The organism is Bifidobacterium biavatii DSM 23969 (assembly GCF_000741165.1).
Taxonomy (GTDB): domain Bacteria; phylum Actinomycetota; class Actinomycetes; order Actinomycetales; family Bifidobacteriaceae; genus Bifidobacterium; species Bifidobacterium biavatii.
On sequence record NZ_JGYN01000021.1, the window covers coordinates 36,325 to 60,949 of the forward strand.

Below are 24,625 nucleotides of genomic sequence, written 5' to 3' on the forward strand. Positions count from 1 at the left end.
AAACCAGTCAGAACCGTCAGTAGGCGCCCTTGGGGTTGAGGACCACGCCGATGGTGCGGAAGATGTAGACGATGTCGCCAAGGATGGACCAGTTCTGCACGTATGCGACGTCGAGCTGGCGGCTTTCCTCCTCGCTCAGGTCGGAGCGTCCGGACACCTGCCACGGGCCGGTGATGCCGGGGCGCACCAGCATGCGCAGGGCGTAGATGTCGTCGTACATCGCGTATTCCTCGGGCAGCGGCGGGCGCGGGCCCACAATGGACATGTCGCCCCGGAACACGTTGAAGAACTGCGGCAGCTCGTCGAGCGAGAACTTGCGGGTGATATGGCCCACGCGCGTGATGCGCGGATCGTCCTTCATCTTGAAGATGAAACGCTTCTCCTGACCGTTTTCCTTGGCCAGCTTCTTCTTGAGCGCGTCCGCGTTCACCACCATGGAACGGAACTTGATCATCTCAAACGGCTTGCCGCGCACGCCGATCCTCTTCTGCTTGTAGAAGATCGGCCCGTGGTCGTCCAGCTTGATCGCGATCGCCGTGCCGATCATGAACGGCGACGTGAGCACGATCAGGATCGCCGACACGACGATATCGAACAGGCGCTTGGAAATCCGCGTCGCGATGCCGTACTGCGGCAAGCTGATCGTCAGGATGTTCACACCCTTCAACGTGCGCACCGACAGCTGGTGGCCCGCAATGTCCGCGGCGGACGTGAGCAGTGAAATCTCTAGGCCAAGCGACTCCAGTCCAAGCGAAAACGCGGCGAAATTGTCCGAATCGCGGCGCAGCACGTCTGCGACCATCACGGTCTGTGCCTTCATGCGCACCGCGGTCTCGCCCAGCCGCGCATCATACGCGAGCACGGGCAGATCGTTCACATCCCACGCCTGCGACAGCTTCTCCAACTCGGCGTCGGACAGGCTCGCGGACACGACCGTACCGTCCGCGGTCTCGCGAATCGGGCAGATCGCGACCGGATTGTAGTTCAGCTGCGTGCGGTCGGCGAGAAACCTGAGCGTGTGCGCAATGCCATCGGGCGAACCGACCACGATCGTCGCATACGTGTACGCGCCCTTGCGCCGGTCGCGCGTGATCAGTCCCCGCGCGGCCATGCGTTCGACAATCGTCAACAGGCAAGACAGCACGACCATCGCGGTGATGGTCGGCAGCGGCAGGCTCACGGCGAAAATGTAGTTCACCGCGCACAGCGTAACCCAGCTCACGCACGCAGCCTTGATGATCATCGGCACCAGCTGGTAGCCGTCGCCCATCACATGCCGGTGATAAATGCCCGCATGGCGCAGGCACACCGCCCACACGAACGCGCCGATCAGCAGATACACGGTCACGCCGAACACCGGAGAGGCGATGAACGACGCGCGACCGACATGACGGAACAACAGCAGGCCGGTGGCCGAACCGATCAGAAACATGGCGCAGTCACACAGCAGCAGCGCCACGTTCAGAAAGAAACGCCACTGCTGGACGCGCGACAGCTGATGCGCGCGGTAATCGTTCAACATGCGCGACGACGAGCTGGCAGTGTCGGACTTGCCGGGCTTGCCGTTGCGTGGCGCTCCGGAATTGCCCGCGACCCTGCGCGGCGCGCCCGTCCGGGGCGATGCGGTGGTTTCGGATTCAGACTTCATCCGCGTGTTCTCTTTTACTCTGCTTCCCTACGGTTTTCGCCGGTTCGGCAAGTGGCGCGACGACCGGAAACTCCTACTTCCGACACCGCTCCGACCTGACCGGCACAACTCCACCATACTATAGCCGTAAGGGGGTAAACAGAGCATGAAGTCGTCTCATAAATTGCGCGAACTACGCGAACGGCGCGAAACGCGCGAACACCTCCCGCCCGCAAACCTCGCCAGGCACGCTCCCGACACGCGACGCGAACACGTTGGAAGCACATTTGCAAACGGAACACATGGAAACAGAACACGGGACATGCCGCAAACGGAACACGCACGGCGATGCCCACGGGTAGGCGTAGAGTATCTAGGTCATTTTAGCGAGGTGAGGGAAGAAGGCGGCTCATGGCGGAACGCGAAAACCACAGCGAGACAAGCAATCACACGATTCACAGCAAAGCCCTATCCCGCGCGCTCAGCCACGAGGAATCGTTCGTCGACGGGCACCTGACGCACGCGGCGTTCGCATCCATCGCGATCCTCACGTTCATCACGTTTGTCGGCAATTTCACACAACTCCAGCTGAGCGCGGCACTGCCGACCATCGTCTCCGAATTCGGCATCTCCGTGACCACGGGTCAATGGCTCACGTCCATCTTCCAGCTCGTCATGGGCGTGATGGTGCCGCTCACCGCATTCCTGACCCGCCGTTTCTCCACGCGGCAGATCGTCATCACGTCGATGATCGTGTTCACCATTGGTTCGGCGCTGGCTTGGGTCGGCTCGTCGTTTCTGATGGTGCTGGCCGGCCGATTGCTCGAGGCGATCGGCACGGGCGTCATGTGGCCGGTGCTCCAGATCACCGTGTTCTCCATCTATCCGCTGTCACGGCGCGGCGCGGCCATGGGCACGGTCGGCGTGGCCATGAGCGTCGCCCCCGCGATCGGCCCCACGCTCGGCGGCATCCAAACCGACGCGAACGGCTGGCGGTCCATCTTCCTCACGCTCACGCTGATCGGCGTCGTCTCGCTGCTGCTCGCCCTGTTCGGTCTGCGCAACTTCGGCACAAACGATCCGGACGCGCGCGCCGACTTCTTCTCCGTAGCGCTCTCGGTAATCGGCTTCGGCGGACTCATGTTCGGGTTCACCAACATCGAGGCGTATCCGTTCACGCATCCGATGGTGTGGCTGGCCATGCTGATCGGCCTGGTCGGCATCGTGTGGTTCGTGATGCGACAGGTGCGCGGGGCGCGGCGGTATGCGGCGGAGACGGCGGCGTTGAACGCGGCACCGGCTGCGTCGTCGGCGGCCACGTCGGAGTCGTCGTCAACGGCAGCACCGTCCGCGGCACCGTCGTCGGCGGAATCGTCGACATCATCGTCGTCCGCAACGCGCCAGCCGCAGCGTCGCCCCCAGCCCCCGCTGCTCGACCTCGGCGTATTGAAGAACCGCAGCTTCACCGTCGGCACCATTTGCGCGGCGCTGAGCTTCTTCGCGTTCAGCTCGATCATGGTCATCATGCCGCTCTACATCCAGAACGACCGCGGCTACTCCGCCACGATCAGCGGCCTCGTGATGATGCCGGGCGCGTTCGGCATGTGCATCTCCCAGTATTTCGGCGGCAAGCTGCTCGACCGGCTCGGCGCACGCCCGGTGGCACTGTCCGGCACGATGATCCTGCTGTTCGGCACCATCATGATGAGCCTGATCGACCTACACACGTGGATCTGGTGGGTGTCTATCTGGCAGTTCGTGCGGCAAATCGGCATGGGTTTCATCATCATGCCGATCACCACGTGGTCGCTCAACTGCCTCGAACACGACGAGGTGTCCGCCGGCTCGGCCGTCACCAACACCGTCCGTCAGATAGCGGGCGCGATCGGCGCACCGGTGCTGGTGATCCTCATGGAAACGCTCACCAAGCTGCACGGCGGCGACCACATCGCAGCAAGCATCTTCGGCACGCAGTGGACGCTGCGCGTGAGCGCGTTCCTCGTATTCGTGCAGATGCTCATCGTGATCTTCGGCGTCAAGGGCGACGGCGCCGGCTCCTCGCACGAGGCGGCGCAGAAGGCCGCGGCGAAGCTGCGCGCGGCCCGCGAGCACTGACCGCCGCCGACTCGCTCACGCCTTGCCGAGCAGCGTGAGCGCGATGAGCAGCACGTTGAGCGCCACGATGAGCGCGGCCACGGCGATGAAGATCACGTGCTTGGCCGTGCCGTCCACGTATTCGCCCATGAGCTTGCGGTCATGCGTATAGCGCATGAGCGGGATGATGGCGAACGGAATGCCGATCGACAAAATCACCTGACCGACCACCAGCGCCTGTGTGGGGTTCGGCGCGAACCACAGCACGATGAGCGCCGGCACGAGCGTGACCACGCGGCACGCCCACATCGGAGCCTTGATGCGCAGCAGCCCGTGCATGATTTCGGAACCGGCGTACGTGCCCACCGACGTGGAGCTCAGCGAAGATGCCAAAAGCCCGATCGAGAAGATCGTGCCCACGACCGGCCCCAGCACCGACACGATCGCATGCTGCGCGCCTTCGATCGAATCGGTGCCCTTCATGCCATACAGCGAGTTCGCGGCGATGATGAGCAGCACCACGTTCACCGAACCGGCCAGCAGCAGCGCCCACGCCACGTCGATCTTCGACCCATGGAGCAGCTGGCGCACGCTCGGCTTCTTCTCCCCCGGCCCGTAATGGTCGTTGACGAGCGTGGAGTGCAGGTAGATGGCATGCGGCATGACGGTCGCGCCCAGCATGGACGTGGCCATGAGCACCGAGTCGGTGGCGGTGAAGTGCGGGATCAGGCCGCCGAGCACGTCGGCCGGGTTCGGCGGCGCGATGAACAGGCCGAAGATGAATCCGAACGTGATGACCAGCAGCAGCGCGATCACGATCTTCTCGAACAGTCGGTGCGTTTTGCCGCCTTGGAACCACAGCAGCACGGTGGAGATCGCTCCGATCACGAGTCCGCCGACGAACAGCGGCAGTCCGAACAGCAGGTTGAGGGCGATGGCGCCGCCGATCACCTCGGCTAGGTCAGTGGCGATGGCGATGACCTCCGCCTGCATGAAGAACATGAACCGCCCGGCGTCGCTGAGGCGTTCACCGAGCAGTTCCGGCAGCGATTTGCCGGTGACGATGCCGAGTTTTGCGGATTGGTATTGGATGAGCACGCTCATTGCGTTGGCGAGCACCAGCACCCATACGAGCAGGTAGCCGTATCGTGCGCCGGATGTGATGTTGGCGGCCACGTTGCCTGGGTCCACGTAGGCGACGGCCGCCACGAACGCCGGGCCGAGGATGGACGCGAGCGCGTGCCCGTGGCGTCCGTTGGTGCGTTTCGATCCGCGGACGCGCTGTTGTTCCGCGACGTGCGCGCGTTCGACGTCGAGTTCGGTGGTGGGTTGTTCGATCTGATTATTCTCTTCCATAGCGCGGCCCGTTATAGCGCGCCTATGTTACGAATGCAGCTATAACAATTCCTGCGCCGGGCACGAGCGCAGCACGGCCTGCATGGCCCGCTGTTCCGCGGTGGTGACGGTGAGCCCGTACGCGGCTTTGACGCCGATCTGTCGTGCCACGTATTCGCAACGATACTCGGCGTTCGTGGGAAGCCAGTATGCGGCCGAGGCGGATCCTTTGTCCTGATTGGCCGGACCATCCACTGCAACAAGATTGTTCATGTCGTTGCCGAACCGGCGTCTCGTGGCCGCATCCCAATCGCGCGCTCCGGACTGCCACGCGTTTTCGAGCGCGACGATGTGGTCGATCTGCACGGCCGCACTGGTGTCACTTCCTCGCGCGAACCGTATGGTCTGCCCGGTGTACGGGTCGTCGAGCGTGCCGGATTGGACCTGGCAGCTGCCGGCCGCGCGATACGTGACGTCGGCCAGGTCGCGGGCGAGCACGTCGTCGCGCACGTCGCAGCCGTTGCCGTCGTCGTCGGTCTGGCGGTAGGCGAACAGGTCGCGATCGTAGCCGGCTGTGCTCGGCTCGTCGTCGACGACGAGCGTTGCGAGCGCGTCCGCAGCCGGGCCGCTGGCCGTGTACAGGCCGACGATCTGCCCGACGGTCGGGCTGACGTGCGGCAGGATCAGCCCGACCGACACTCCGGCGAACGCGGCGGCCAGCAGCAATACCGTCACGCGTCCGCCCGGCGTGGACGGGTCGAACCGGCGTTTGCGAAAGTGGGTAGGACGTCGACGTGACATGACCGGAATCCTTACGGATCGATGGACGGAATGCAACCGAGTTCATCGGCTTCGTATAGGTGTCGGGAAGTCCTCTCCCCCAGTCAGCCTCGCTGACAGCCCCTCGTCGGAGGGGGCTTGAGGTGGTGGTACATACAGGTTTCCAAGGATCCCGCGTCTTGCCTCGCCAAAAAGAAAAACCGTATATTCCGGGATCCGATCAGGCGTAGGTGAAGGTGAGCGGGTCGTGGCCGGCGCGCGTGGGGCCGTCGAGCGCGTCGATGGCGGCATGCTCGTCCGGCGTGAGCGCGAAGCCGAACAGGTCGAGGTTCTGCTTCTGGCGGTCGGCGTGCACTGACTTGGGGATGATGATCGTGCCGTTTTCGATGTGCCAGCGCAGGATCACCTGCGCTTCGGTGACGCCGTGCGCGGCGGCGATGCGCGCGATGGTGCCGTCGCCTGCGTTGAGGTCGGCGCCGCGGGCCATGGGCGAGTAGGCTTCGACGGCGATGCCGTGCTCCTTGCAGTAGGCGACCACGTCGCGCTGCTGCCAGGTCGGGTGCAGTTCGATCTGGTTGATGGCCGGCCATTCACCGGTTTCCTTGTGGAGCCGTTCGAGGTGTTCGGGCAGGAAGTTGCACACGCCAAGCGTCTTCACGCGGCCTTCGGCGCGGAACTCATCGAACGCCTTCCACGTCTCTCCACTGCGCCAGTTGAACGGGGTGGGCCAGTGGAGCATGTACATGTCCACGTAGTCGACCTGCAGCAGGCCGAGCTGGCGGTCGAAGGCGCGGCGAGCGGAATCATAGCCCTGTTCGGAGTCCTTGAGCTTGGTAGTCAGCCACAGGCTCTTGCGCTGTTCGCCCGCGTTGTAGCCGGTGGCGGCGAGCGCGCGGCCGACGCCGGCCTCGTTGTTGTAGCCGGCGGCGCCGTCGATGTGGCGGTATCCGGCGGCGAGCGCCGATTCGACGACGGGGACCACGCCGTCGTCGTCGATGCGCAGCACGCCGAGGCCGATCTGCGGGATCCTGTTGCCGTCGTTAAGGGTGATGTAGGGTACGTTTGCGGGCGCGGTTTCGGGCGCGGATGCGTTGATGTTCGTCATGACAGCCTCCTTGCAATAGTGGTGCGGTAAGTCCTGCAACTCACAATAACACCGGAATACCGGGCTGGCGCTTGCGACCGTCATCGCGCGGGACGGCGGTGGCGGAAGAAGACTCCCCTTGCCTGCGTCCCATCATTGGCCTGTTCACGCATGGATGGCACGGACGCGAACATATATGCGACCTACAAGACTGTGAACGTCCTGTCTGCGAGCGCATGATACGAACCGCGCGGACTACGATTACTCGGACCGCGTGGACGCGCGCGGGATGACTTCTGCCCGCGTGGTAAGCAGTTCCGGCTTGTCGATCTCACCGCGGATGCGCCCGAGAATGCGTTCGACGGCGGTGGGCGCGGTCCATTCGAGCCGCGAATCCATGGTGGTGAGCGGGATTTGCAGGTATTCAGCCTCTTCGATGTTGTCGAAGCCGATCACCTGCACCTGGCCGGGAATGTCGATCGCGTTGGCGCGTAGGTTGGCGATTGCGCCGATGGCGAGCTGGTCGTTGAGCGCGACCACGCCGTCGAACGGGATGCCCGAGTCGATGAGCCGCTGCGTGACGCGTGCGCCGGAGCCGATCGTCCAATCCTGACCGGTGTATCCGACCAGTCGCGGGTCGACGGTCATGCCACGCCGATGCGTTTCCTCGATGAATCCACGCAGTCGCAGCTGCGCGTTGCCTTCCTCGGCCTTGAGTAGCGCGGCCTCGTCGTAGTCGTCGCGCGCGCCGACGACCGCGAGACGCCGCGAACCGTGGTCGTACAGGTATCCGGCTGCGGTGGCCGCGGCGGCAGTGTCGTCGGGCGTGACGTGGTCGGCCACGCCCCACGTGGTGCGCGCGCCCACCACGACGAGCGGAAAGTCGACAGCGAGATCGTCGGGCGTGATGTCCTCGACCTCGCTCATGGACAGGATCATGCCGTCGGATACGCTGGCGTTGAAGTTGCGCAGCAGGTCGCGCGCGCCTTTGGCGGAGCCTTCCGCGTAGGTGGTGACGTACACGAGGTAGTCGTGTTGGCGTGCCGCGTCGATGATGCGATTGGCAAGTTCGGCGAGATACGGCGCGGTGAGTGACGGCACGGCGAGCGTGATGAATCCGGTGTGGTCGCGGTTGAGGTTGCGTGCGGCCACGTTGACCCGGTATCCGAGGTCCTTGATGACCTGTTCGACGCGCGCTCGCGTGTCGGCGCTCATGCGGCCGTTGCCGTTGATCACGTTCGACGCGGTTTTGAGCGACACTCCGGCCGCTTGGGCGACGTCGCGCAGCGTGACGCGCTTTTTGGCTGTCGTGACGGTTTCGCCCATGGTGCTCCCCTCGGTTTGCGCTGCAGCCTACTTGCGGCTGGTTCTGGTGACCAGTATGCCATTGCGGTCGATGACGTACGTGCCGGACTCGCCGTCCGCGAGCGCGCTCGTCCGATGATCCAGCACCGGCTCGCCGATGACGTTCGGTACGGTGATCGTGTCGCGGCTGCGGTTCATGTAGAAGTCGAAGCGGAGCGTGTCGGATTCGCGCACGGTGTGGATGATGCGCGGATCGGTTGCGGCGGCCGTGTCCGCGTCATTGTCGTTCGTGACCAGTCCCTGTTCCGTCAGCAGTCGCGTGATATCCTCGCGGTTCAGGTCGCAGCCGATATACACGGCTTCGCCCTTGCCGTACGGGTGCCGCACGATCGCGGGCGTGCCGTCGAGCTCCCAGTCGGCGGCGGCCGGGCCGGCGTACATGGCGACCACGGTAGCGTCCGCTGCGACGGACGTCACGTCGTTCTGCCACAGGCGCGTCGTCATGCCGTTCGTGAGTTCGATCGACTCCGGCTCGCCGGCCGCCTCGGAACCGAGGATGTTGAACTCCTCGCTCCGCACACCGAGCATCTCGCGCAGCAGGCCGTCGCCCGCACCCGGGTAGCCGCCGAGACCGACGCGGAAATCGTCGTCGACCAGTCCAGTCGCATAGCCGACGACCACGCGTCCGCCGGACTCGACGAACCGCGCGACGCGACGCGCGTCGGCGTCGGACAGCATGATGACGGTCGGCAGCACGATCGTGTCATACGCATTCCAGTCATAGGCGAGCGGCACCACGTCGGCGCGCTCCCCCGCGTCCAAGTACGCACGGTACCAGTCGCGCACGTCGTGCCAGTGGCTGAGCTTCATGCTCGGCAGGGTCTGGCTGCCCGTGGCCCATTCGGATTCGGCATGGAACAGGATCGCCGTGCGCGAACGACGCAGTTCGGTGCTCTGCACGCCCGCGTCGGACAGGGTGCGCAGCGCCGCGCCGAGCTCGCACACGCCGCGGTACACCTTGCTGTCCTCGCCCGCGTGCGGCACCATCGCGGAATGGAACGCTTCGGCACCGGAAGCGGACTGCCGCCATTGGAAAAAGTTGATCGCGTCGGCGCCCATCGCGACGTGGGCGAGCGAGTCGCGCAGGAGCTCGCCGTTGCGTTTGCGTGCATTGAGCGGCTTCCACTGCACGGCGGACGTGGAATGTTCCATCACATACCACGGCTTGCCGAGCGCGAACGCATCCATGAGCGCGTCGGAGCATACGAGTTCATCGAGGTGCGATTCTCCTTCGTGGAAGTAATGGTCGTTGGAGACGAAGTCAACTTCCTCGGCCCAACGCGCATAGTCCATCGAGCATTGGTCGGTGGAGACCATGAAGTTCGTGGTGAACGGCTTGCCGGAGCAGATTGCGGCGATCGCGTCGCGTTCGGCCTTGTAGAAGTCGAGCAGCATGTCGTTGCCGAAGCGTGTGAAGTCGAGGTTTTGCACGGGATTGACCATCGAGTCGGCGCCCATGTGCCGAGGAATGAGCACTTCGTCGAATCCGTTGGCGCGCTGCCCCCAGAAATCGGTGCCCCATGCCTTGTTGAGCGCGTCGATCGTGCCGTATTTGGCTTCGCACCAGCGGCGGAAGGCGGCAAGGGCGTTGTCCGAATAGTCGTTGCGGTTGTTCCAGCCGTATTCGTTGCCCAGATGCCATGCGGTGACGGTCGGATTGTCCTTGTAGTGTTCGGCGAGCTTGCGGCACAGGGTAAGCGCGTATTGCTTGAACACCGGGCTGGTGGGCTGCCACGACTGACGGGATCCGGCGTTGACGACGTGGCCGTATTGGTCGCGCGGCAGCACTTCGGGATGCCGCTCGTACAGCCACAGCGGCGCAGTGGCCGTCGCGGAGGCGAGATCGACGGCGATGCCCGCCTCGCCGAGCCTGTCGATCACCCGGTCGAGCCAGGTGAAGTCGAATTCGCCTTCGACGGGTTCGATGCGGTCCCAGCTAAAAATCGCAAGCGCCACGGTGTTGACGCACGCTTGCTTCATGAGGCGAATGTCGTCGTCCACTATGTCGTCCGGCCACTGGTCCGGGTTGTAGTCGCCACCAAAAGCAATGCCCTGGCCATTCTGCGTCAGCAGTGCGGGCCAACGGAAGGGTCTGCGCGTGGTCGCGGCCGGGGTTGGAATCAAGCCCGAGACCGTGCTCGGAGCTGCGTTCATGGTCGTGGTCGTCATGTCGTGTCGCCGTCCTTGGTTGCTTGCATACATTGCTGGTACACCAGTGTACCACTTGCAACGACTATGACACAGCAGCATATCGACAAAGTCGGCCAACATAGTCAGGTCACAGCGGGATCAGTACGAGACTGCGGACATACGGTCGTTTCTACGCATCGAAACGACCATATGCCCGCACAACGAACGGCTGGATGACCTAATTATCAGGCCGCGACGACCCGATCGGCGATGCGCATGGCGGATCCACGGTGCGAGACGAGCACGATGGCAGCGTCCCGTTCTCCGGCGAGCGCGTTGATCGACTGGAGGATCACGGCCTCGTTGAGCGCGTCGAGCCGGCTCGTCGGCTCGTCAAACAGCACGAGATCGGCTTGCCGCAGGAAGATGCGGGCCAGTCCGATGCGCTGGCGTTCACCTTCCGACAAGCGGTCGCCGAGTTCGCCGACCGGCGTGTCGAGCCCATCGGGCAGCGAGTCAATCAGGTCGAGCACGGACGCCTTGCGGCACGCCTCGCGCAGCAGGTCGTCGACGGAGCCGGACGCACCACCTGCACCGTCCGACATGACGGCCGAACCGCCGGCCGTCGACGCATTCGATGCCGCGTGACGCACGTCATCGGCGGGCGATGCGGTCGCAGAAGCAGCTGCTGCACTCGGCATGCCTGATTGTCTGTCGGGCAGGGCGATGAGCAGGTTGTCGCGGATGGTGCCGTCGAACAGGGCTGTTTCCTGGCTCATCATGGTTTGGATGCGCCGGCGGTGATGCGCATCGATGTTCGGCAGCGGTTCGCCGGAGAGCGTGACGCGCCCGGACTGGGGATCCCAGTAGCGCATGAGCAGTTTGAGCATAGTGGATTTGCCACGGCCGGACGGGCCTTGAATGCCGAGGATGCCGGAGCGCGGCACGTCGAGTGACACGTCGACGAGTACCGGCACAACGTCAGACGCAACCTTGCCGGACGCGACCGTCGGATACGCGAATGTGACACGGTCGAGCGTCATGCCGTCATATGCGGGCCGATCGGCACCGTTTTCAACGACGGCCGGAGCCTCGTCCATCAGCGAGAACAGTCGACGCGCGGCGGCGAACGTGTTCGTCAGGTTCGCGGGCAGTGCGGCGAGCGCGAGCGTCGGTCCGAACGAGCTGGCGATCAGCACGACGGCGACGATCAGCTTCGGCGCGCCCGGCAGCGCACCGGTCGTCCCGGCGACACCGGCGGAGCCGAACATGCCGGCTGCAACGGCGACCGCCAGCAATGCGGCCACGGCAGTGAAGACGAGAACCAGCACGCCGCCGACGCCTGCGTAATGGCCGTTGATGCGGCTGAGCTTCGCGCGGCGCGCCCACAGGTCGCGCGTGCGGGTCACGATGTCGGCCACGCGCTGCTCTCCCGCGCCGAATCGGATGATTTCGCCGATGCCGCGCATGCCGTCGAGCACCTGATTGTCAAGCTCGGAGGAGGCTTTGCGCAGTCCGTCGCCGATGCCGCGCACGCTGCGCGAGAACAGCCACGGCAGCAGCACGCCGACCGCCAAGTGCGCCGCGACAAGTAGCAGCGCGGCCCACGGGTCGAGCAGCAGCAGGGCGATCGCGTACACCACGCTGGTGGACAGTGCGATCACGACCGGGGAGATGGTGTGCGCGAAGAAGATCTCGAGCATTTCCACGTCGGTGGTGATAAGCGCGATCAGATCGCCCTTGCCCTTGCCGTCGAGCTTGGCGGGGGCGAGCCGGCGCAGCGCCGCGAACGCCTTCGCGCGGAACAGGGCGAGCAGGCGGAAGGCGACGTTGTGGTTCATGAACTGTTCGGCGTAGCGCATGAGCCCTCGCACCAACGCGCACACGGCCATGGCGACAACGGACGGCGCGACGCCCATACCCCAGACCGGGTGTCCGGCGACGGCAAACAGCGCCATGGCGCCGAAGACCGGCAGGAACGTGGCCGCGAGGTGACCGAGCGTGCCGCACACGCAGGCGAGAACCATGAAGCGCGACAGCGGCGCGGCCTCGCGCAGCAGGCGCGGGATGAGACGGTACGGGCGGGCTGTCGAGGACGCGACTGCCTCGGCGTTGTCGGCGGTCCCGTTGGCGCCCGTAATAGTTCCGGCCGCGGCGGTGGCGACGATGACGGCGGAATTACCGGCCTTGTCTGCCGTACCGGCACGGCGACGATTTTTGTTCGTCGCGTTCACCTTGGCACCAGCCCGCTGCCCTGTGGCATGGACGTTCGGCTTGCCCGCCGTGGATGCCTTGGCGCGGTCCGCGTCCGAATCGACCGCCCCGTCGCGCCGCCCGACCTGTTCGACGGTCTGCTGCGTGCGGAACAGCCGCGCGTACGTGCCGTTGGCGGCGAGCAGGCGCACGTGGCTACCGGATTCGACGACGCGGCCGTGGTCGAGCACGACGATCGCATCCGCGTCGGCCGCGTTCGCCATGCGATGCGTGATCATGATGACGGTTTTGCCCTCGTTCGCCAGTTCGCGGATCGACGCGAGAATCAGCGATTCGCTTTCGACGTCGACGCTGCTGGTCGCCTCGTCGAACACCATGACGGGACTGTCGTGCAGCAGCGCACGAGCGATCGCGATGCGCTGGCGCTGGCCGCCGGACAGGTTCGCCGCGTCCGGTTCGATCGTCATGTCGAGTCCGCCGTGCACGCGGACGAAGTCGTCGATGCGGGCGCGGCGCAGCGCGTCCCACATCGTAGCTTCCGCCTCGGGATCGGCCGAACCGTCCGCCGCGGAACCGTCTGCAGCGTCATGCGCGGTGCGATACGCCATCGCGAGATTGTCGCGCAGCGTGCCGGCGAACAGGTGGCTGCGCGCGCCGACGACGGTGACCGCGCGCATGAGCGACTCGTCGGTTAGATCGCGGACTTCGTGGCGTCCGGCGTAGTCGAACAGCGCGATCGAACCGGTGTAGCCGACGGTGGTGCCGGCGAGCAGCGCGGCCGCAGTGGACTTGCCCGAACCGGACACGCCAACGATGGCGGTCACCTGACCGGGATTGGCCATGAACGTCGCGTCGACAAGCGCCGGATGCGGCACCCAGGATGAATCGGACGCGTCGGCAGGTGCATCGACGGCTTCACCAGCCGAGCCTGAATGTTTCACGGAAGGTTTCACAGATGATTGCACCACGGTGCCGGCGTCGGAATCGGCAGCGGAATCGTCGTTCCCGTACGCGAAGCCGACCCGTTCGAACGTGACGACCGGCGCCCCGGCATCGTCGGCAAGCGTTGCAGAACCGTGCCGCGGCTCAGGCGCGTCGAGCAGCGCGAAGATGCGCTTGGTGGACGTCATGCCGTTCATCGCGACGTGGAAGAACGAGCCGAGCTGACGCAGCGGAATGAAGAAGTCAGCGGACAGCAATACGATCATGATCGCGCCGGGCAGGCCGAGCGAGCCGGTCGCCAGCTGCCAGACCGCGACGCCGATGCCGGCCGCGGCGCCACCGTAGGCGACGGTGTCCATCGCAGTGAGCGAGCGCAGCTGGATCTGCAGCACGTTCATAGTCATCACGCGGAATTCCTCCGCCTTGCGGTCCATGTCGCGGGCGGCGCGTTCGTCGGCGTCGAAGATCTTGAGCGTTTCGAGGCCCTGCAGGTTGTCAAGGAACGCGGCACCCATGTCGGTGTACTTGCCCCAGTATTTCTTGAACACGCGGGCCGCGCGCATGGCCACGAGCCCCACGATCACCACGATCAGCGGCGCGCACACGAGCAGCGTGACGGCGGCCGGCAGATTGACGGGCAGCAGCACCGCGAACAGGGTAAGCGGCGCGAGCACCGAGTAGAACAGCTGTGGCAGGAACAGTTCGAAGAAGCTTTGGATCTGCTCGACGCCCTCGCCGGCGGATTGGACCACGTCGGCGGTTTTGACGCGCGACCCGTAGGAGGGGCCGAGCGCCAGCATCTTGCGGTAGAGCTTTTCGCGCAGCGACAGTTTGACGCGCTCAGCGGCCTCGAAGCCGAGTTTGGTCGCACCGCGCGTGGTTAGATACCGCACGACCGCGATCAGCGCGAGCGCAAGCAGATACCACGGCAGCCGGGCAGCAAACGCAGCCCCGCCGAACGCAGCCCCACCGAACGTGCCGTGCGCGGCCATCGGATCGAACCACCACAGCAGATCGCCCAACATCATGACCAGCGTCGCCACGAACGCGACGTTGGCGAGCAGTCCCAGCCACATCAGCGCCACTTTGCCGGCGACGAGCCGGCCGATGCCGTCAGCGAGCGCAAACAGCCGCTTGTCGAACATTCCCCACCTCAACATCTGTCGTGCACGGCGAACCCGTGCGTCCGAGCGGCCGTACCGCGCCGCGAAAATCACCGTGTCCACACTAACAATCGGCGTTGGGTTTCGCTAGGGGTGTCATTAAGGTCGCCGCGAACGTTCGCGCCCAGCGGAGGCCTGGGGAGACAAGGGACGATCCCGTTCGAGGATTACGGCCCGCACCGTGGCAGCGAAACGACGTCGGATCGGACGAGTGACCGAGTGACCAAGACCACGTCACAGGCAATGTGATGGCCATGCGGATCGCATATCTGCGAGTTGTAGGTCCCTTGTGGGATTTCCCGGCATCCACATCAAATCGGCCATACCAAGAAATGGCCGATTTCGGCTGCCGCCATTGACCTTGATTCGTCTGCACGCGGATCGAGGGACCTACAACTCGCAGATATCCTTTCCGAAAACCGGAAAAGCGGGTCAGTGCTGCTTTTGCGCGGCGACGAGCGCTTCGGCCGCGGCCTTGGTCGCGATCGCGCGCTCCTTGGCGCGGCGGGCGCGGGCCAGTTCGGCCTCAGCAGCCTTGATGTCGGACTCGGCCTGACGCAGGTCGGCGGTGGCGCGCACCACCTCAAGCTGCGCGTTGGACTGCTCGGACTTCGGCTTCCACAGTTCGGCGATCTCCTCGAGCGTCTTGTCCTTGGTTTCGGGCACGAACGTGACCACGCCAAGGAAGCACAGCAGGTTGGTGCCGGCGAACACGAGGAACGTGCCCATGCCGCCGATCGAGCTGATCATGACCGGCGTGAACTGGCCGATCGCCCAGTTCGTGGCCCACAGGAACACGGTGCAGATGCCGGTGGCGCGGCCGCGCAGGTAGGTCGGGAACAGCTCCGGGATCATGATCCACGGGATCGGGCCCATCGAGAACGCGAACGCGGAGGTGAAGCACATCACGAAGATGAGCATGAGCAGCTGGTAGTTGTTCGCGTACGCGAAGCTGATGCCGAGCGCGAACAGCACCATCAGGCCCGAGCCGACGGCCATGAGCTTCTTGCGGCCGGCGGTGTCGATCAGGTACATGCCGACGACGGTGAACACGAGCTCGATGCCGCCCACGCAGGAGGACGCGAGGAATTCGGTGTTGCCGCCGAAGCCCATGTCCTTGAACATGACCGGACCATAGTAGCTGATGGCGTTCATGCCGATGGCCTGGTTGAAGATGGCGAGGAAGATGCCGATGAGCAGCGCCTTGCGCAGGCCCGGCTTGAACAGGTCGGAGAACTGGGCGTTGGCCTTCTTCTCCTCGGCGATCTGGTTTTGGATCTCCTCGACGTCGTGGCGCGCCTTTTCGGTGCCGTTGATGCGTTCGAGCACCTTGAAGCCCTCTTCGACCTTGCCGGCCTGCACGAGGAATCGCGGAGATTCGGGGCTGAACCACAGCGCGGCGAAGAAGATCGCGGCGGGGATGGCACCGATGCCGAGCATCCAGCGCCAGCCGATGTTCACGCCCCAGTCGTGCGAGCCGGAGGACGCGATGAAGTAGTTGATGACGTTGGTCAGGAAGATGCCGGAGATGGTGAGCAGCTGGTACGCGCTGGTGAGCGCGCCGCGGATGTTGGTCGGCGCGGACTCGGTGATGTACGTAACGGCGAGCGCCGCGGCCAGGCCGATGCCGACGCCGCCGATGATGCGGGCGAGGATCAGCGTGAACGGGCTGAACGTGAAGGCGGACCACAGTGCGGCGACGAAGAAAAACGCCGCGCCGAACATGAGCAGCTTGCGGCGACCGTAGCGGTCGGACAGGAAGCCGGAGAAGCCGGCGCCGATCACGCCGCCGATCATGATCGACGAGATGACCATGCCCTGCAGCGCGGGGCTCAGGGAGTACTTGGTCTGCAGGAAGTCGATGGCGCCGGAGATGGAGACGGTGTCGTAGCCGTACAGCAGACCGGCGAGGCCGGCGCTCAGCGCGAGGCCGACGATGTAGCGGCCGGAGCCGCGTTGGTTGCGCTCGTCCGATCCGAGCGCGATGGAATCACTGGGATTGCCCATGGTGGAAACCTCATTCACCTTGATGCCGCGCCGCATATGGAAACGGGCGGCATGTTCTTTCTCTCATGCTGTTGCGATGGTCGGGCTTCATTGTCGCCTGTCACACGTCGTGAACGCTCACAATCACAAGCAGAAGCATATATTAGTCCATTTCCCACACGATTCAACTCGGCTCAATCGCAAAAAACGCAGCCGCCCGCGGACCTTTGTTGCGGGGTACGCGGGCGGCTGCGTTTGAGGATGCCTTGCGGGTGAACGTGACGAACGCGATCGGGTCAGGCGGCGGCGTCCGCGATGGCGCGGCGCTTGGCCAGCTCGGCGCGGATGGCCGGCTCGTTCTTCTCGAACTTGCGATAGAAGAGCATGATGAAGATGCAGATCGCGTACACGATGATCGGCAGCCAGATGAAGCAGAACTTGATCGCGTCGAGCGCCTGGGCGCTCTGCTGCTGGTTGGCGACGTAGCCGGCGGCGGCCATGATCTTGGACGGGATCAGGTTGCCGAGTCCGGAGCCGAACTGGATGCAGAACGATGCGCCGACTGCGGACAGCAGGCCGGCCGCGCGGATGCCGTTCTTCCATTCGCCGTAGTCGACGGTGTCGGCGAGCATCGCGAACGGCATGGCGAGCGCCATGGCCGCGCCGAGGATGGAGATCGCCCAGAAGACGACGAACAGGGCGAAGCTGTTGGACGCGGTGAGCAGGAGCAGCTGGCCGATGATGGCCATGACCATGCCGAGGATCATGGTGTCGGTCTTGCCGGCTTTGCCGAGGCGCTTGGAGATGACCGGGATGAGGAAGGTGGTGACGAGGCCGAGGATCTGCATGCCGTTGAGCACGGTGGCGAGGTTCTCGTTGTTCAGGTTGTACTTCGCGTAGTACACGGCCACGGACATGCGGTCCTCCTGCGCGATCCAGAAGATGACGAACGCGACGATGAGCGTGATCCACGGCCAGTTGCCCTTGATGGCGTGCAGGCTTTCCTTAAACGGCAGCGGGTTCTGGGTCTTCGGATCGTAGTTGTGCTCGCGAATGTTGCGGAACGCGAACCACAGCAGGGCCACGGCGATCACGCCGTACACCGCGAAGGTGAACATGAAGCCGACCTTCTGGTTGGTCTGGCCGGTGAGCGCCTTGCCGGCCCAGTTGACCAGTGGGATGGTGCACACGGCGGTGATGAATGTGCCGAACAGGCCGCCGGAGAGACGGAACGTGTTGGCCTTGACGCGCTCGGCCGGGTCGGGCGTCAGGTTGGACAGGATCGCGGTGATCGGCGTCTGGATGCCGGTGTAGACGAGGCCGGCGGCGAGGATGTACGTGATGGTGGCGTAGACGACCTTGCCCATCGGCGGCAGGTCGGGCGCGGTGAACGCAAGGAAGACGGTGAGCGCGAACGGCACGGCCATCCACAGGAAGAACGGGCGGGATTGGCCCCACTTGGTCTTGGTGTGGTCGACGATAGAACCCCAGACCGGGGCGGAGATGCAGTCGCCGATGCGGGCGATGAGCAGGATCCAGCCGGCGGCCGCGGCGGTGATGCCGAACACGTCGGTGTAGAAGAACATGATGTAGGTGCCGAGCGAGGAATACAGCAGGTTGCCCGCCATATCGGTGCTCAGGTAGGAGACCTTCTCCTTGAGCGGCAGGACGCCGTTGAAATCGGCGTCCGCCTTGGCTTTCGTTTCATGTGATTTGGCGGCGGAAGTTTTCGCCAACCGTTCCGTGGCGGCAGCAGACATGGTGTACCTCTCTCTATATGAACGCTAACAGCCAAGTATGGTTTACGCTGACTCGATTCAAGTTAATATGTGAGCGATCACAACTTCACCATTTCTTCACATTGTATCGCTCAACATCACACATGCAAAGGAACAGCCCTGAACAGACGTGAACACGACCATCGCATGAGTCGAACACGGCTGGACAACATCCGCTCAATCCGTCCAATCCGCATGTCGTTTGTGGCCGCATACAAACGCGCAGCCCGGAATTCGTGACGGCATACAACGCGACATAACCTACGGCATCGTAAGTTAATTGACAGAACAGAAGCAAACGTCAGCTGCGCGTCATCCCGCACGGCGAGGTCACGCGACGCGCATCATTCATCGCGCATCACGATTGCCCATCGCACACGACACGGCACACAGCACGACGCAGCACGGCACACAGCACACCAGCACAGCACCAGCAGCGACCGGCCGCAACCGGTCGCGGAAACGGAACACGGCACATCATGCGCACCGAATACACCACCCCCGGCTCGATCGTCGTACGCGACGACGAAACCCTCTACTCGCTCCTCACCGAACGCATCGAACGCACCGGCGAAGACACCGTCATCGCCTCGCGCAAGCTCGGCCCGGGCCGCTGGGACGACATCACCACCGGCGAATTCCACAAACTCGTCCTCGCCGCCGCCAAGGGCCTCATCGCCTTCGGCATCAAGAAAGGCGACGCGGTCACCCTGTTCTCCGCCACCCGCTACGAGTGGGGCGTGCTCGACTTCGCGCTCGCCGCGATCGGCGCAGTGAACGTGCCGATCTACGACACCGACTCCGCCGCACAGGCCGAACGCATCCTCAACGACTCCGCCGTCAAACTCGCCATCGCCGACGACCGCGAGCGCTTCGACCGTCTCGACTCGGTCAAGGACCATTGCCCTGCCCTGCAGCAGATCCTGATGATGGACGGCAACGCGCTCGGCGCGCTGCAGGGCTTCGGCGTCACCGTCTCCGACGAGGAGCTCGACGAACGCATCGCGTCGGTGCGCGCCGACGATCTGGCGACGATCGTGTACACGTCCGGTTCGACCGGCGCGCCGAAGGGCGCGGAGCTCACGCACCGCAACTTCCTGTCGATCGTGCGCGCGGGCTACGAGTGCCTGTCGGAGATGATCTGCGACGGGCATCCCCGACTGCTGCTGTTCCTGCCGCTCGCGCACTGCTTCGCGCGCTACATCCAGTACTGCTCGATCGGCTCCGACGACGGCGTGGTCGGCTACCTGCCGGACACGCGTTCGCTGTTGCCGGATCTGCGCTCGTTCCAGCCGACGTACCTACTCGGCGTGCCGCGCGTGTTCGAGAAGGTGTACAACGCGGCCTCGCAGAAGGCCGGCATGGGCCTCAAGGGCCGCCTGTTCGCCAAGGCCGTGGCCGCGGCGCGTCAGTGGTCGCGCGACGAACAGGCCGGCACGCCGCATTCAGCCAAGGCGATCGCCGAACGGGCGACGTACGAGGCGCTCGTCTACCGTACGATCCGCGGCGCGCTCGGCCCGCGCATCCGGTTCGTCGCGTGCGGCGGCGCACCGCTCGACCCGGATCTCGCGCACTTCTACAACGGCATCGGCCTGCCGATGATCCAGGGCTACGGCATGACCGAAACGGCCGCCCCGTTCACCGTGACGCGCGTGGACGACAACGTGATCGGCACGGTCGGTCAGCCCGCGCCCGGCTCGTCGGTGCGCATCGCGGACGACGGCGAACTGCAGGTGCGCGGCGCGAACGTGTTCCGCGGCTACCACAACCTGCCGGAGAAGACCGCGGAGGCGTTCACGTCGGACGGTTGGCTGCGCACGGGCGATCTCGCGTCGATCGACGACGAGGGCCGCGTGACGATCACCGGACGCAAGAAGGACATCATCATCACGGCCGGCGGCAAGAACGTGTCGCCGATCCCGCTCGAGCAGGAGATCGTCAAGTGCCCGATCGTCGAACATGCGGTGGTGGTGGGCGACCAGCGGCCGTTCATCGGCGCGCTCGTGACGCTCGACCCGGACGGGCTTGCCGCATGGCTGCCGGCGCACGGATTCGCAGCCGATCTGCCGATCACGGACGCGGCGCAGCTGCCGGACGTGCACGACGAGATCCAGCGGTATGTGGATCGCGCCAATGCGACCGTGTCGCGCGCCGAGTCGGTGCGCAAGTTCGTGGTGCTGGCCGACCGTTTCACGCAGGACAACAAGTGCCTGACGCCGAGTTTGAAGGTCGTGCGGCCGGCCGTGAACCGCGTCTTCGCCGACGTGATCGACCAGCAGATCTACGCCGGCAAACGCTGAGCCGATTGCACCGAAACGTATGCGGCGTCAGGAGACCGTGAGTCACGGTCCTCTGACGCCGCTTGCGTTTCATCCGTTCCATGCCGCGGCTGAAATCGGTCATGTATGACCCTTTTATCGGCCGGTTTCAGCCACGTTCCGGAACCAGGACTCATGGTCAGTCGGAACCGGAACCGAGCGAATAGAGGTTTTCGTCGTACGCGACGATGACGGTGCTGGTCGAGTCGGGGTCGGACGGGATCGCAGGCTGATGCCTGAGCACGTAGGTTTTGTACGCGTACCCGTCATCCCGTTGAATGGCCCGCGAGAACCGCTTGTCGGAGACGACGATCTCGCCGTCGCGCCACCACCATTCGCGGATCTGCCCTTGGCCATCGTGATGAATGGTGGCCGGCTGACGGGGATCATCCTTGTCGGCCCAGTCGGCGTCGGCGGTCGGGTCGAACCACAGGATGCGCACCGATACGCCGTCCGAGGCCGTGTCGGTACCGGCGTTCCGGGAGGGGCCGACACCGTCGACGACCAGTCGCAGCACGGATTCGCGCCCGGCACGCACGTCGTTCATAAACGCGTCGATCGGCGCCTCGTCGGGACCGTTGTAGGTCGGGAACTCGTCGTCGTCAACCGTCCGCCAGCCGTAGTCGGCGCGTCCGCCGTACGCGTAGCCGCGCGCGATCAGCTGATCCTTGGCGATGTCAGGTTCGAACGCGACGAGCTCGTCGTAGATCCGCTGCGCAGTGACGCGCGTGGCCCGCTGCCAGACGAACACGCCGGTGACGATCACCGCGAACGCGAGGAATGCAACAAGCAGCCACCACCACATCGGCCGGCCGGTTGAGCTGCCGCGGCCGGGCTCCGATGCGACCCTTCGGGCATGCGGCTCGTTGCGTCGCAGATCATCACGCTGCAACTCGCCGCTACCGCTTGTCGCGGATGGAAAGATAATATACCGCCTCCCGTTGCTCATCGACGTGGGGTTCATGATGACCTCCTTCGATCAGGCCGTATGTCGGAACGGCTGCCGATCGGTCGGATATCGCCGATACTGCCACGCTACGATGGTTCCATTGTCCCGCGCCATGACGCGACATGCGGTGCATGACATGGGTTGCCGCCGCCGTGTCGCGCGCGCTTAGACTGGACCGCATGGAACAGCATGGGCGGCGCAAACCGGTTTCGATCGCGATAGTGGACAACGATCGCATGGCGCTGATGGCGTTGTCGTCGCTGCTGACCCGCGACGGATGCGCGGTGACGTGGACGGCGCAGCTCGGCGCGAGCGCGATCCAACGCTGCATCCGAGCCCAAGACCGCCCGGACGTGCTGCTGGTCGACATGGCACTGTCCGACATGACCGGAGTCGACGTGTGCCGTGCGGTGCGCCGGTGGGCGCCGGCGCTGCCGATGATCGGCGTGACCGCCTACGATCCGGCCGTCTATTACGATGCGGCCGTCGCCGCAGGGGCCGCCGCCGTGCTCAGTAAGGACGATGTTTCGGCGATCGCCGACGCCGTTCGCGCAGCGTGCGCATGCCGACGGCCCGATGCGCCTGTCGGACTTCCCGCCGACGCGCGGCAGGCTGGCTCACCGGCCGCGCCGGTCTCAAGCTCCCCTGCCGACGTCGTTCGTTCGGATGAGCCGGACGGGCCGGTCGATCCAGTCAGTCCAGCCGGTCCGTCCGGACCGCCCATCCGTTCCGGTTGCATGGACGCGTCGCGGGCGCAACCGGAGCGATCGTTTGCATTGTCCGCACAACAATCCGCCATCATGCGCATGTATGCGGACGGACGGTCGACCGACGACATCGCCGCCGCGCTCGGCATCAGCAAAGGCACGATCTTCTCGCAGGTCGCGCGCGTGCGCGGGAAGCTGCACGCGCGCGACCGCGACGAGGCGGTCGCCCTGTGCCGGCGGTATCTGCGGATGTGAGGCAGATTCGCCGGCGTCACGCTCGTCGCACCGCGGCTCGGGCACGAAGTGGTCAGCACACGGTCTCCGGCGTATCGCCAACAGCGCGTCGCCGGCACCGCATTACCGGCGACGAAACGCCGACGCGGCATGGATCAGCAGAAAACACGGCGCGAAACATAGTGCAGAAAACGTAACCCACAACCAACGACCAACGGAAAGCGCGATGATGTTCAGACAACGCATTGACCAACAACTGCTATGGGATTGGCGGACCCGCGTGCTGTTGGCGTGCGCGTCGATTCCGGTGGTGATCGAAACCCTGTATTTGCGCGGGACCGGCGAGGGCGGAGACGCGACGGTGCTGTTCACGTTGTTGTCCGTCGTCGGTTGTCTGCTGATGTCGCTGCTGCCGCGCGTCGGCGGCTGGGCGATCATCGCGCTGTGGGCGGCGCGATGCGTCACGCCGCAGACGACGCCGCTGTCAATACTGTTCTGCCTGCTGGTCGCCGTCACGATCATGACGTATTTGGGCATCGCGATGGCGCTGGCGGCGGCGATCGCCGCGGAGGCCGCCACGGCGGCGCGCATATGGTTGTATCCGTGGGATTCGTCGGTGTTTGCGATCGTATGCGCCACGGCCGCGTTTCTGATGGTCGCGCTGTGGCTCGGCTCGATGATGAGCTGGAGGGAGCGGCAGGAGGCCGACGAGCTGGAACGTGCCGCGCTGCTACGTCGCGTCGCGGATCAGCGGCTCGCCGAACAGCTGCATCATTCGGTCGCCAACGACCTGACGACGATTCTGCTGCTTGCGCGGCAGCTGTGGACGGAACCAGCGACACGGGATGGCGGAGACGGCGGAGAACGGACGCCTGGCGGCGACGGGGCCGACGGGGGCCGGCAGGGATCCGTTCACGGGAACGGGAATGCCGGGACCGATGCCGGGGCCGATGTTGACGTCAATGCCGGCGCCGACATCGGCGATCGAGCGGACACCGCGGCGATCATCGAACGAACCGCGCAGGATTCTCTCGCCAAGGTGCGCACGCTCATCGCCGGACTGGACCGGGTCGACGATCGTACCGCGGCCCTCTCGTCAGCTCCGGCCAGTCCGGACAAGCCGGTCAATCCAGCCGAACCAGTCGACCCTAACAATCCGACCGGCCCAGGCAAACCGGACGGCAAACGCGTCGGCACTGCGCTGCACAGGACGTCAATCGGGCACGCATTCACCGAACATCATCCGCTCACCACGCTCGGTACAAACGAACTGCAATCGATCGCAGCAACGTACGACGAACGGCTGCACGCACACGGATTAGCCGGCGAAACCATCATCGGCGGCGTCCCGAGCTGCTCGTGCACCGCCGAACGCAAGGCCGCGCTGCTCGACATCCTGCACGAAATCGTCGGCAACATGATGAAATATGCCGATCCGGCAGCCGGCTACTGCATCGCGGTCACGCTCGCGCCCGGACTGGTCACGCTGTCCGCGTCCAACGGGATCCTCCGGCCGGTCGACGCCGGCGGTATCGGCACGCATGCCGGACCGGACAGTGCACCACACGCACCACAGGGCACAGCCACGGACATCGGCTCAGGCATCGGGTCACCGGTCGGACCGGTCGCTAACAATCATGACGTCCCAGACTCGACCGTCGGCATCTTCAGCGGCGGCACCGGTCTCGAACGTTGCCGCCATACGGCCATGTCGCTCGGCGGCGAATTCACCGTCGGATGCGACGGCTCCGCGTGGACCACGTTGCTCAAACTGCCGATGGCCTGAACGCCATTATCTATGAGCCATAAGCCTCGATCACGATCGGGAAAATACCAGACCAGCGGTTGCACCGGTTCGTTAAAGTGACGGTATCGCCGCGAATTGGACTGCGGCCTGTTGACAATTGGAATGGGGGTTT

Annotated in this window: 14 protein-coding genes; 4 read left to right on the forward strand and 10 right to left on the reverse strand. The window is 64.8% G+C overall.

Annotated elements, in window-relative coordinates:
* Positions 1-16 precede the first annotated feature (16 nt).
* Positions 17-1,648, reverse strand: a complete 1,632-nt coding sequence (locus BBIA_RS07940) for a sugar transferase (protein WP_081892166.1) — start codon at positions 1,646-1,648, stop codon at positions 17-19.
* 390 nt (positions 1,649-2,038) lie between these two features.
* On the opposite strand from BBIA_RS07940, the gene BBIA_RS07945 reads away from it, so the two are divergent.
* Complete coding sequence (locus tag BBIA_RS07945) at positions 2,039-3,742, forward strand: MDR family MFS transporter (RefSeq protein WP_033494529.1); 1,704 nt, start codon at positions 2,039-2,041, stop codon at positions 3,740-3,742.
* Between the two features lie 15 nt (positions 3,743-3,757).
* Here BBIA_RS07945 and BBIA_RS07950 read toward each other — a convergent pair whose 3' ends face one another.
* The 8 genes from BBIA_RS07950 to BBIA_RS07985 all read right to left on the reverse strand — a co-directional run bounded on the left by BBIA_RS07950 (position 3,758) and on the right by BBIA_RS07985 (position 18,480).
* On the reverse strand, positions 3,758-5,077 hold the full coding sequence (locus BBIA_RS07950) for an Nramp family divalent metal transporter (RefSeq protein WP_033494530.1): 1,320 nt from the start codon (positions 5,075-5,077) through the stop codon (positions 3,758-3,760).
* 39 nt (positions 5,078-5,116) lie between these two features.
* Positions 5,117-5,857: an HNH endonuclease family protein gene (locus tag BBIA_RS07955; RefSeq protein ID WP_033494531.1), complete on the reverse strand. Its 741-nt coding sequence runs from the start codon at positions 5,855-5,857 to the stop codon at positions 5,117-5,119.
* A gap of 199 nt (positions 5,858-6,056) precedes the next feature.
* Positions 6,057-6,941: an aldo/keto reductase gene (locus BBIA_RS07960; RefSeq protein WP_051923908.1), complete on the reverse strand. Its 885-nt coding sequence runs from the start codon at positions 6,939-6,941 to the stop codon at positions 6,057-6,059.
* Between the two features lie 240 nt (positions 6,942-7,181).
* Positions 7,182-8,246: a LacI family DNA-binding transcriptional regulator gene (locus tag BBIA_RS07965; RefSeq protein ID WP_033494532.1), complete on the reverse strand. Its 1,065-nt coding sequence runs from the start codon at positions 8,244-8,246 to the stop codon at positions 7,182-7,184.
* Between the two features lie 27 nt (positions 8,247-8,273).
* Positions 8,274-10,439: a beta-galactosidase gene (locus BBIA_RS07970; RefSeq protein WP_051923915.1), complete on the reverse strand. Its 2,166-nt coding sequence runs from the start codon at positions 10,437-10,439 to the stop codon at positions 8,274-8,276.
* A 221-nt stretch (positions 10,440-10,660) separates the two neighbouring features.
* On the reverse strand, positions 10,661-14,716 hold the full coding sequence (locus BBIA_RS07975; protein ID WP_033494533.1) for a thiol reductant ABC exporter subunit CydD/CydC: 4,056 nt from the start codon (positions 14,714-14,716) through the stop codon (positions 10,661-10,663).
* Between the two features lie 450 nt (positions 14,717-15,166).
* Complete coding sequence (locus tag BBIA_RS07980) at positions 15,167-16,741, reverse strand: sugar porter family MFS transporter (RefSeq protein ID WP_081892180.1); 1,575 nt, start codon at positions 16,739-16,741, stop codon at positions 15,167-15,169.
* 275 nt (positions 16,742-17,016) lie between these two features.
* Positions 17,017-18,480, reverse strand: coding sequence for a glycoside-pentoside-hexuronide (GPH):cation symporter (locus BBIA_RS07985; RefSeq protein WP_081892168.1), 1,464 nt, complete (start codon positions 18,478-18,480; stop codon positions 17,017-17,019).
* A 497-nt stretch (positions 18,481-18,977) separates the two neighbouring features.
* Here BBIA_RS07985 and BBIA_RS07990 point away from each other — a divergent pair, with 497 nt between their 5' ends.
* Complete coding sequence (locus BBIA_RS07990; protein WP_033494534.1) at positions 18,978-20,798, forward strand: AMP-dependent synthetase/ligase; 1,821 nt, start codon at positions 18,978-18,980, stop codon at positions 20,796-20,798.
* Positions 20,799-20,955: 157 nt separating this feature from the next.
* Here the strand turns inward: BBIA_RS07990 and BBIA_RS07995 are convergent, their stop codons facing one another.
* Complete coding sequence (locus BBIA_RS07995) at positions 20,956-21,621, reverse strand: hypothetical protein (protein WP_152600587.1); 666 nt, start codon at positions 21,619-21,621, stop codon at positions 20,956-20,958.
* A 275-nt stretch (positions 21,622-21,896) separates the two neighbouring features.
* Here BBIA_RS07995 and BBIA_RS08000 point away from each other — a divergent pair, with 275 nt between their 5' ends.
* Positions 21,897-22,727 (forward strand): response regulator transcription factor, encoded by an 831-nt coding sequence (locus tag BBIA_RS08000; protein WP_160268256.1) that lies wholly within the window; start codon positions 21,897-21,899, stop codon positions 22,725-22,727.
* Between the two features lie 205 nt (positions 22,728-22,932).
* On the forward strand, positions 22,933-24,492 hold the full coding sequence (locus tag BBIA_RS08005) for a sensor histidine kinase (RefSeq protein WP_033494537.1): 1,560 nt from the start codon (positions 22,933-22,935) through the stop codon (positions 24,490-24,492).
* Positions 24,493-24,625: the final 133 nt, after the last annotated feature.

Bases quoted from the DNA above. Each gene is read 5' to 3' on its own strand.
- BBIA_RS07940 (WP_081892166.1), bottom strand. From the start codon at position 1,648: ATGAAGTCTGAATCCGAAACCACCGCATCGCCCCGGACGGGCGCGCCG.
- BBIA_RS07945 (WP_033494529.1), top strand. From the start codon at position 2,039: ATGGCGGAACGCGAAAACCACAGCGAGACAAGCAATCACACGATTCAC.
- BBIA_RS07950 (WP_033494530.1), bottom strand. From the start codon at position 5,077: ATGGAAGAGAATAATCAGATCGAACAACCCACCACCGAACTCGACGTC.
- BBIA_RS07955 (WP_033494531.1), bottom strand. From the start codon at position 5,857: ATGTCACGTCGACGTCCTACCCACTTTCGCAAACGCCGGTTCGACCCG.
- BBIA_RS07960 (WP_051923908.1), bottom strand. From the start codon at position 6,941: ATGACGAACATCAACGCATCCGCGCCCGAAACCGCGCCCGCAAACGTA.
- BBIA_RS07965 (WP_033494532.1), bottom strand. From the start codon at position 8,246: ATGGGCGAAACCGTCACGACAGCCAAAAAGCGCGTCACGCTGCGCGAC.
- BBIA_RS07970 (WP_051923915.1), bottom strand. From the start codon at position 10,439: ATGAACGCAGCTCCGAGCACGGTCTCGGGCTTGATTCCAACCCCGGCC.
- BBIA_RS07975 (WP_033494533.1), bottom strand. From the start codon at position 14,716: ATGTTCGACAAGCGGCTGTTTGCGCTCGCTGACGGCATCGGCCGGCTC.
- BBIA_RS07980 (WP_081892180.1), bottom strand. From the start codon at position 16,741: ATGGGCAATCCCAGTGATTCCATCGCGCTCGGATCGGACGAGCGCAAC.
- BBIA_RS07985 (WP_081892168.1), bottom strand. From the start codon at position 18,480: ATGTCTGCTGCCGCCACGGAACGGTTGGCGAAAACTTCCGCCGCCAAA.
- BBIA_RS07990 (WP_033494534.1), top strand. From the start codon at position 18,978: ATGCGCACCGAATACACCACCCCCGGCTCGATCGTCGTACGCGACGAC.
- BBIA_RS07995 (WP_152600587.1), bottom strand. From the start codon at position 21,621: ATGTGGTGGTGGCTGCTTGTTGCATTCCTCGCGTTCGCGGTGATCGTC.
- BBIA_RS08000 (WP_160268256.1), top strand. From the start codon at position 21,897: ATGACATGGGTTGCCGCCGCCGTGTCGCGCGCGCTTAGACTGGACCGC.
- BBIA_RS08005 (WP_033494537.1), top strand. From the start codon at position 22,933: ATGATGTTCAGACAACGCATTGACCAACAACTGCTATGGGATTGGCGG.